This window comes from Amycolatopsis sp. SID8362 (assembly GCF_010550475.1).
Taxonomy (GTDB): Bacteria; Actinomycetota; Actinomycetes; order Mycobacteriales; family Pseudonocardiaceae; genus Amycolatopsis; species Amycolatopsis eburnea.
Genome location: NZ_JAAGNB010001229.1, coordinates 1 through 6,634 on the forward strand (window position 1 = coordinate 1; position 6,634 = coordinate 6,634).

Consider the following 6,634-nt stretch of genomic DNA (forward strand, 5'->3'; position numbering starts at 1 on the left):
AGGTACTGCGCGCCGCCGATCGTGACGCGCCCCGAATGGTCGGCGCCGAGGCCGAGCTTGGCCGACGCCTGCACCGCGGCCGGTTCGCCGAGCGCCTGTCCGCCCGCGCGGCGGACCACCACCGAGATGCCCTGGCCGCGCACGACGTCGGCCACCTTGCCGACGCCCAGCCGGTTGCCGATGCCGGTTTCGTCGAGCTGCGTGGCGACGACGTCGGCCTGGGCGGACAGCGACGACTGCAGCGCGTTGTCCGCCGTCGTCCGGATCAGCCGTGCCGCGACCAGCCCGGCGACGATGACCGCGATCCCCGCGACCGCCAGGCACACCAGGGTGATCCGGCCGGCCAGCGTGCCCCTCACGCCGGGTCCGCCGCGTAACCGATGCCGCGCACCGTCCGGATCGGGCTCGACGCGCCGAGCTTCGCCCGCAGCTGCGCCACGTGGACGTCGACCGTGCGCGTGCCCGCCGCCGCGGCGTAGCCCCAGACCGCGCTGAGCAGCTGGTCGCGCGAAAGCACCTGCCCCGGGTGCCGGAGCAGGTGCGTGAGGAGGTCGAACTCGGTCGACGTCAGGGAAATCTCCGTGTCGCCCGCCCAGGCCCGCCGGGAGAGGACGTCGACCCGGGCGCCGCCGACGGCGAACGTCTCCGCGGCCGGCGTCGCCCCGGACGCGCGCCGCAGCACCGTCCGGACCCGGGCGGCCAGCTCGCGCGGGCTGAACGGCTTCGTCAGGTAGTCGTCCGCGCCGATCTCCAGGCCCAGCAGGCGGTCGAGCTCGTCGTCGCGGGCGGTGACGAACAGCACCGGCGTCCAGTCCCCGGCCGCGCGCAACGCCTTGCAGATCTCGATACCGTCCATTCCGGACAGTCCGATGTCGAGCACGATCGCCACCGGCTTCAGCCGCCGCACGGCGTCGAGCGCCCGCCCGCCGTCGGCTTCGACGTGCACCCCGAAGCCGTCGCGCTTCAGGTACAGCGCCGCCAGCTCGGCGATCGCGGCCTCGTCCTCGACAACGAGGACGAGGCCGCGTCCTGGTGACCCCATACCGGCTCCCTCCGTCGTGTGCGGGGAGACGCTAGCCGGTCAGGGCGTGCCATCGCTGTTCATGTCGGACTCGATGCCGTTCAGCGTCGACTCGACACCGCTCAATTCGGACGACGCGGGCGCGCTGTCGGACGGCGAGCCCATCAGGTTGTCGCGGCAGCCGGAGCAGCCGAGCGCGATGAGCGCGGCGGCCCCGACCACCGCCGCGATCCTCGCCGCCCTCACTTCGCCGGCTTGCAGTGCGCGGACGCGAACGCGTCGAGCTTCTGCTTGGCCGCGTCGATCTCCCCGATCCGGCCCTGGCGCTTGGTGGCGCGCTGGTCGAGCTGGTCGGCGCGCTGGGTGTGGCCCTTGGCGCGCTGGTCGGCGGCCCGCGCCTTGAGGTTGGCGACCGAGCCGGTGATCTCGGGGCCGCCGGTGATCCGCGCCTTCAGGTTGTCGGCCTTCTTCTGCAGCTTCGGCACCCAGTCCGAGCAGACCTGCTGCGACTCCTCGGGGCTGAGCGTGATCGGCGCGACCGGCGCCGGCGACGTCGTCTGGGCCGAGGCCAGCGGCGCCGCCACCAGCAGGCAGGCCGCGCTCGCGCAGCCCGCCAGTGCCAGCCGCGTCCAGGTGCTTCCTCGCATCGTGTCTCCTCGTCTCGGGTACGAGGAGAACTCTCGCGCGGCGGTGTTCGGGCGGCGCCGGCCTAGTGTTCGGGCTTTGTAAAGCCGACGGTGACCGACGTCCGGGCGAGGTCGAACGTCAGCGTGTCGCCGAGCACCGGCAGGGCCGGGTCGAAGAGCAGCCCGTCGGTGCCGCCGAGGAGCAAGCCGAGCCGGTGCCCGGCTGGGACGACGTGGTCGAGCGCGGTGAGGGTGAACGTCATCGAGTACGCCCGGCCGGGGACGAGCGGCTCGCCGTGCCGCAGCGACGCGTGGTGCCCGAGGTCCGCCCAGCCCACGGCGACGATCCGGTGGTCGACCGGCACGAGGTCGGTCGCCGTGTCGAGGAAGCACGCGGAGTCGCCGGGTCGGCTTTCGCCCCAGCACGACGTCGTCGCCAGGTTCTTGATCCCGCTGCCGTAGTTCGCGGTGTTGCGCAACTCGGCCGGGCCGTAGTCGACGAGCGCGACGCCGAGCCGCGCGGCGGTCTTGTCGGACGACGCCGTGATCGTGACCGACGGCGACCCGGCGATCCGCGTCGCCGCGGGCAGGGGAGCGCCGGTGAACCGCGCCGCCGACACCCCGGCCGCCCAGTCCTCGCGGCCGACGGCGGGGTCGTCGACGACCGTGGCCGTGCCCGAACCGTGGAACCCGAGCGTGCCGTCGGCGGCGGGCCGGAGCGTCACCGGCGCGGTCGCGGGCGGCCAGCTCGGGACGTCGGTCCAGTGGTCCGGCGTGGTTTCGAGGTGGACGGCGGGCTCGTCCTCGACGCCGTTGCGGACGCCCTTCAGCCAGCGGTCGAACCAGCGGCCCAGCGTCTCGACCCACTGCGCGCGCCGCAGGTCGAACGGATCGACGTGCCCGGCCTGGCTCAGCCACGCCTTGCGTGGGACACCGGTCCGGCCGAGCGCGGCCCAGTAGGCGGCGAACTGGTTCGGTGCCACGGCGCCGTCCCCGAACCCCTGCGCGATCAGCACGCTCGCCCGCACCGGCTTCGGCACGTAGTTCACGCTGCGCCAGTAGGCGTTGTAGTCGCCGTTCGTGCCCATGCGCGCCTTGAGGTCGGCTTCGAACGGCCGGCACAGCTCGGCCGCGCGCTCGTTGTAGGTGAACGACGAGCCGGTGTTCTCCGGCGTGGCCAGCGGCGCGCCGTTCGCGACGAGCTGGGCGTAGTTGTCGGCGACGCCTTCGATCGGCACGATCGTCTTCAGCCCGGGTACCCCGGACGCGGCCATGCCGATCGCGGTGGCGCCGTCCTGGGACTTGCCGATCGCGCCGACGTCCCCGGTGGCCCAGTCCGCCCGCACCGGACGGCCGCCCTCGGGAGCGTCGAACGCCTTCGCCCGGCCGTTGAGCCAGTTCACGACGGCGTTGCCGTTCTCGACGTCGTCGAAGCACCCCGACGAGCGGTTCGTCCCGCCGACGTCGGCGAGCACCACCGCGTACCCGCGCGGCACGAAGTAGTTGTCGTAGAACAGCGGGAACTGCCGCGGGGTGCCGTCGGGTTCGTAGGTCTTCTTCTGCGACTCGTTGCCCCGGCCGCAGCAGGCGTAGTACGGGCTGACGTCGAGGATCGCCGGGACGCGCCCGCCGGTCGCCGGCCGGGCGATGTCCGCGGCGACGCGGTCGGTCTTCCCGTCGTGGTCGTTATCGGTGCCGGTTTCGACCCAGGCCGTTTCGCGGATCGGCGGGCTCGCGGCCGCCGCCACGGGCGTGAGCCCGGTCGTCACGAGCAGAGCGGCCGACATCCCCAGTAGCAGGCGCATCGCGCCAGTATCACGCGTGCTGTTCGTACCTCGCCAGGAACTGCGCCATCGCGGCGTCGACGGCTTCGCGGTCGCCGGTCGTGACGAGGTCGAGCAGCAGCCCGCGTGCGACGGCAAGGCCGAGCCGAGCGTGCGCGGCGCGGTCGGCTTCGGGGACGCCGTATTCGGCGAGCAGCGTCTCGATCGGGCCCAGCCAGTCGTCGATGACGCCGTCGAGCAGGCCGGTCGTGCCCGGCGTGCCGCCGAGGGCCTGGCCGTAGAGCTGGAAGAAGAGCCGTTCGTTGGCGCGCAGGTCGTCGTCGGTGAGCCGCCGCCAGAACTCCGCCGGGTCGAGGCCGGTGAGCGCGGCGCGCTGCCGGGCTTCCACTTCGCGCGCCACCGCCGTGAGCAGGCCTTCCTTCGAGCCGAAGTGGTAGATCAGCATGCGGTGGCTGGTGCCGAGGTCCGCCGCGAGCGCCCGCAGGCTCTTCTCCGCCCCGCCGTGGTGGGCGATGTGGTCGATCGCCGCGGCCAGGAGCCGGTCTCGCGGGCTTGTCTCGATCATGTACCAGATGGTACACGTACCAAATGGTACAGAGCATTTCCGTGCGCGGCCGGACGTCCGCGCCGCCCGACACCGTGTACGCGCTCCTCCGCGACGGCGCGAGCTGGCCGCGGTGGTCGCCCCTCGGGTCGTTCGAGCTGGTCCGCGAAGGCGAGGGGGAGCCGGAAGGCCTCGGCGCGGTCCGGCTGTTCCGGACCGGCAGTGTCAAGTCGTACGAGAAGATCGTCGCGCTGGAGCCGGGCCGCCGGTTCGGCTACGCGCTGGACCACGGCCTGCCGCTGCGTGACTACGTCGCCTACGTCGACCTTTCGCCGCACGACGGCGGCACCGAGATCCACTGGCACTCGACGTTCACGCCGAAGATCCCCGGCACGGGCTGGTTCTACCGGCGGTTCCTCGGGCGCTTCATCGGGCGGGTCGTGGCGGGGCTGGTCGAGGCGGCGCCGGTGGCCCCATAAGGTGGGCGCATGTCAGCGCCACGACGGGGATCGACCGGCCGCACGCAGGAAGAGCGCAGCGCGGCGATGCGCGTCCGGCTGCTGGACGCGACGATCGACTGCCTCGTCGAGTACGGCTACGCGGGCACGACGACCACCCGCGTGGCCGACCGCGCCGGCGTCACGCGCGGCGCGCAGGTGCACCACTTCCCGACCAAGGCCGACCTGGTGACGTCGGCGATCCGGCACCTGGCGGCCAAGCGCACCGAGGTCGCGATGGCCGAGCTCGACCGGCTCCGCGCGTCGAGCGACCCGGTCGGCGACGCGCTGCAGCTGATGTGGGAGATGCACCAGGGCCCGGTGTTCTCGGCGACGGTGGAGCTGTGGGTGGCCTCGCGCACGGACCCCGAGCTGCGCCGCCAGATGGCCGAGGTCGAGCCGATCGCGACGTCCAGCCTGGTCGAGTTCGGCCGGGCGCTGATGCCGGAGCACGCCGGGCACCACGAGTTCCTGCACGCGGTGTACACGGCGATGGACGTCGTGCGCGGCATCCTCATCGCCAGCTGGGCCACGCGTGACCAGGAGGAACTGGAGGCCCGCTGGGACCGCGGGCGCCGGCACCTGCGGATCCTGTTCGAAGCGCTGATGGCTCCCACCGGCTGAAACGCGTGTTACTCTCTCCGGGAAAGTGAGGAGACGCGCCGTGTGGCAGCCCGACCCGTACGACCGCAACTGCCCGACCCGCCAGCTGCTCGACCGCATCGGCGACCAGTGGACCGTGCTCATCGTGGGCGCTCTGAAGGACGGCCCGCTCCGGTTCACCGAGATCGGCCGCCGCGTGGACGGCATCTCGCAGAAGGTCCTCACCCAGACGTTGAGGAGCCTGGTTCGCGACGGCATCCTCACTCGCACGGCGTACGCGACGATCCCGCCGAAGGTGGAGTACGAGCTGACGCCGCTGGGCCGGAACCTGTCGGAGCCGCTGGAGATGCTGGACCGGTGGGCGCGGGTGCACATGTCTTCGGTGCAGGACGCGCGTGAGGCGTACGACGCGGAGCACACCCCGGCGTCGGCGTAGGTTCCGTGGCGTCCGCCTTCGCCGTCCTCAACGAGACGGTGCCCGCACCCGGCTGGGCACTCGTGGGCACGACCGCGGTGTTCGCCGGCGCGGTGTCGGCGACGTCGTTCGCGCTCATGACCACCGGAACCCGGCTGCTGTTGAACCGTGTCAACGTCCTCGGCACCCTCTTCCACGAGGGCGGCCACGCACTCGTGAGCATCCTGACCGGCGGCGGCGTCTTCCGCATCGAAATCACCGGCGCGGAGTCCGGTCAAACCGAGCACTGGAATCCGTCGCCGTTCGCGGGTGTCCTCGCCACCGCGGCCGGCTACGCGATGCCACCCCTGGCCGGCCTCGGCGCGGCGGCACTGCTGCACCGCGGCCTCGTTCCGGCGGTGCTGGCTCTGACCGCGGTGGCGATGTTGTTCATCCTGCTGTTCACACGGGATGTATTTACTGGCGCGGCGGTCGTTGCCGTGGGCGCGGTCGTGTTCTGTGCGCTGCGGTGGGCGCCGGACTGGCTGAAGAACGGCATCGCGTATGCGGAGGCTTGGTTGTTGCTGACCAGTGAGCTGGGCGGGTTGGGGGCGCTGGTCGCGAACCGGTTCCGTGGTGTGGTGGGGGATGACGCTTCTTCGCTTGCTGAGCGGACTGGGATTCCTGGGTTTGTTTGGATTCTTGGCTGGTTCGTGGTGATCGGTTGGGCGGTTTGGCACGCGGTTCCGATGTTGTGGCCTTAGGGATCTTCGCCTGATCGAGTGATGAACATGTGTTCGTGTGGCGGTAATCTTGGGGTGTGGACAGAGAAACGGTGTGGCAAGCGGATGCGGAGGCCTTGGCCGACCGCATCGTTTCGCTGCTCACCGTCGTGCGGTCCGCTGAGGCGGAAATCGGTGCGCTGCTGGTGGAAATCGAATCCCGCGGGGTTCAGGAGCTATTCGGATACCGGACCACCGCGCGCCTCTACGAACACCTCGCCGACGTCCCTCATACCGCCGCCAGACGCACCGTGGCCCGCGCCCAAGCCCTGCACCCCGCCCACACTCTCGACGCCACCCCCGCTGTTGCTCCGGCCACCGGCGCCGCCGCTCTCACCGGTTCCTTGAGTACCCCGATGATCGACACCATCATCGACGCTGTC

At 71.7% G+C, this 6,634-nt stretch carries 9 protein-coding genes and 2 pseudogenes; 5 read left to right on the forward strand and 6 right to left on the reverse strand.

The features are described 5' to 3' along the window. From G3I65_RS38305 to G3I65_RS38330, 6 genes and pseudogenes are all read right to left on the reverse strand, one after another. Nucleotides 1-359 (reverse strand): annotated as a pseudogene (locus tag G3I65_RS38305) (two-component sensor histidine kinase); the annotation flags it as partial. Next, nucleotides 356-1,042, reverse strand: coding sequence for a response regulator transcription factor (locus tag G3I65_RS38310; RefSeq protein ID WP_160700425.1), 687 nt, complete (start codon nt 1,040-1,042; stop codon nt 356-358). The gene G3I65_RS38310 and the pseudogene G3I65_RS38305, both read right to left, overlap by 4 nt. 39 nt (nt 1,043-1,081) lie before the next feature. Further along, complete coding sequence (locus G3I65_RS38315; protein WP_309235924.1) at nt 1,082-1,243, reverse strand: hypothetical protein; 162 nt, start codon at nt 1,241-1,243, stop codon at nt 1,082-1,084. A gap of 20 nt (nt 1,244-1,263) precedes the next feature. Further along, nucleotides 1,264-1,668, reverse strand: a complete 405-nt coding sequence (locus G3I65_RS38320; protein WP_160700427.1) for a hypothetical protein — start codon at nt 1,666-1,668, stop codon at nt 1,264-1,266. Between the two features lie 62 nt (nt 1,669-1,730). After that, nucleotides 1,731-3,452, reverse strand: a complete 1,722-nt coding sequence (locus tag G3I65_RS38325) for a CocE/NonD family hydrolase (RefSeq protein WP_160700428.1) — start codon at nt 3,450-3,452, stop codon at nt 1,731-1,733. 10 nt (nt 3,453-3,462) lie between these two features. Further along, the gene (locus G3I65_RS38330) at nt 3,463-3,996 is read right to left on the reverse strand and encodes a TetR/AcrR family transcriptional regulator (RefSeq protein ID WP_160700429.1); all 534 of its coding nucleotides are present in this window, start codon (nt 3,994-3,996) and stop codon (nt 3,463-3,465) included. A 23-nt stretch (nt 3,997-4,019) separates the two neighbouring features. Here G3I65_RS38330 and G3I65_RS38335 point away from each other — a divergent pair, with 23 nt between their 5' ends. The 5 genes and pseudogenes from G3I65_RS38335 to G3I65_RS38355 all read left to right on the forward strand — a co-directional run. Further along, nucleotides 4,020-4,454, forward strand: coding sequence for an SRPBCC family protein (locus G3I65_RS38335; protein ID WP_160700430.1), 435 nt, complete (start codon nt 4,020-4,022; stop codon nt 4,452-4,454). A gap of 66 nt (nt 4,455-4,520) precedes the next feature. Beyond that, a complete protein-coding gene (locus G3I65_RS38340; protein ID WP_160700433.1) occupies nt 4,521-5,096 on the forward strand; it encodes a TetR/AcrR family transcriptional regulator in 576 nt (191 codons plus the stop codon). Between the two features lie 40 nt (nt 5,097-5,136). Next, nucleotides 5,137-5,511: a helix-turn-helix domain-containing protein gene (locus G3I65_RS38345; protein WP_160700431.1), complete on the forward strand. Its 375-nt coding sequence runs from the start codon at nt 5,137-5,139 to the stop codon at nt 5,509-5,511. Between the two features lie 5 nt (nt 5,512-5,516). Continuing rightward, the gene (locus tag G3I65_RS38350; RefSeq protein ID WP_160700432.1) at nt 5,517-6,233 is read left to right on the forward strand and encodes a M50 family metallopeptidase; all 717 of its coding nucleotides are present in this window, start codon (nt 5,517-5,519) and stop codon (nt 6,231-6,233) included. Nucleotides 6,234-6,289: 56 nt separating this feature from the next. Next, nucleotides 6,290-6,634: pseudogene (locus G3I65_RS38355) on the forward strand (HNH endonuclease); the annotation flags it as partial.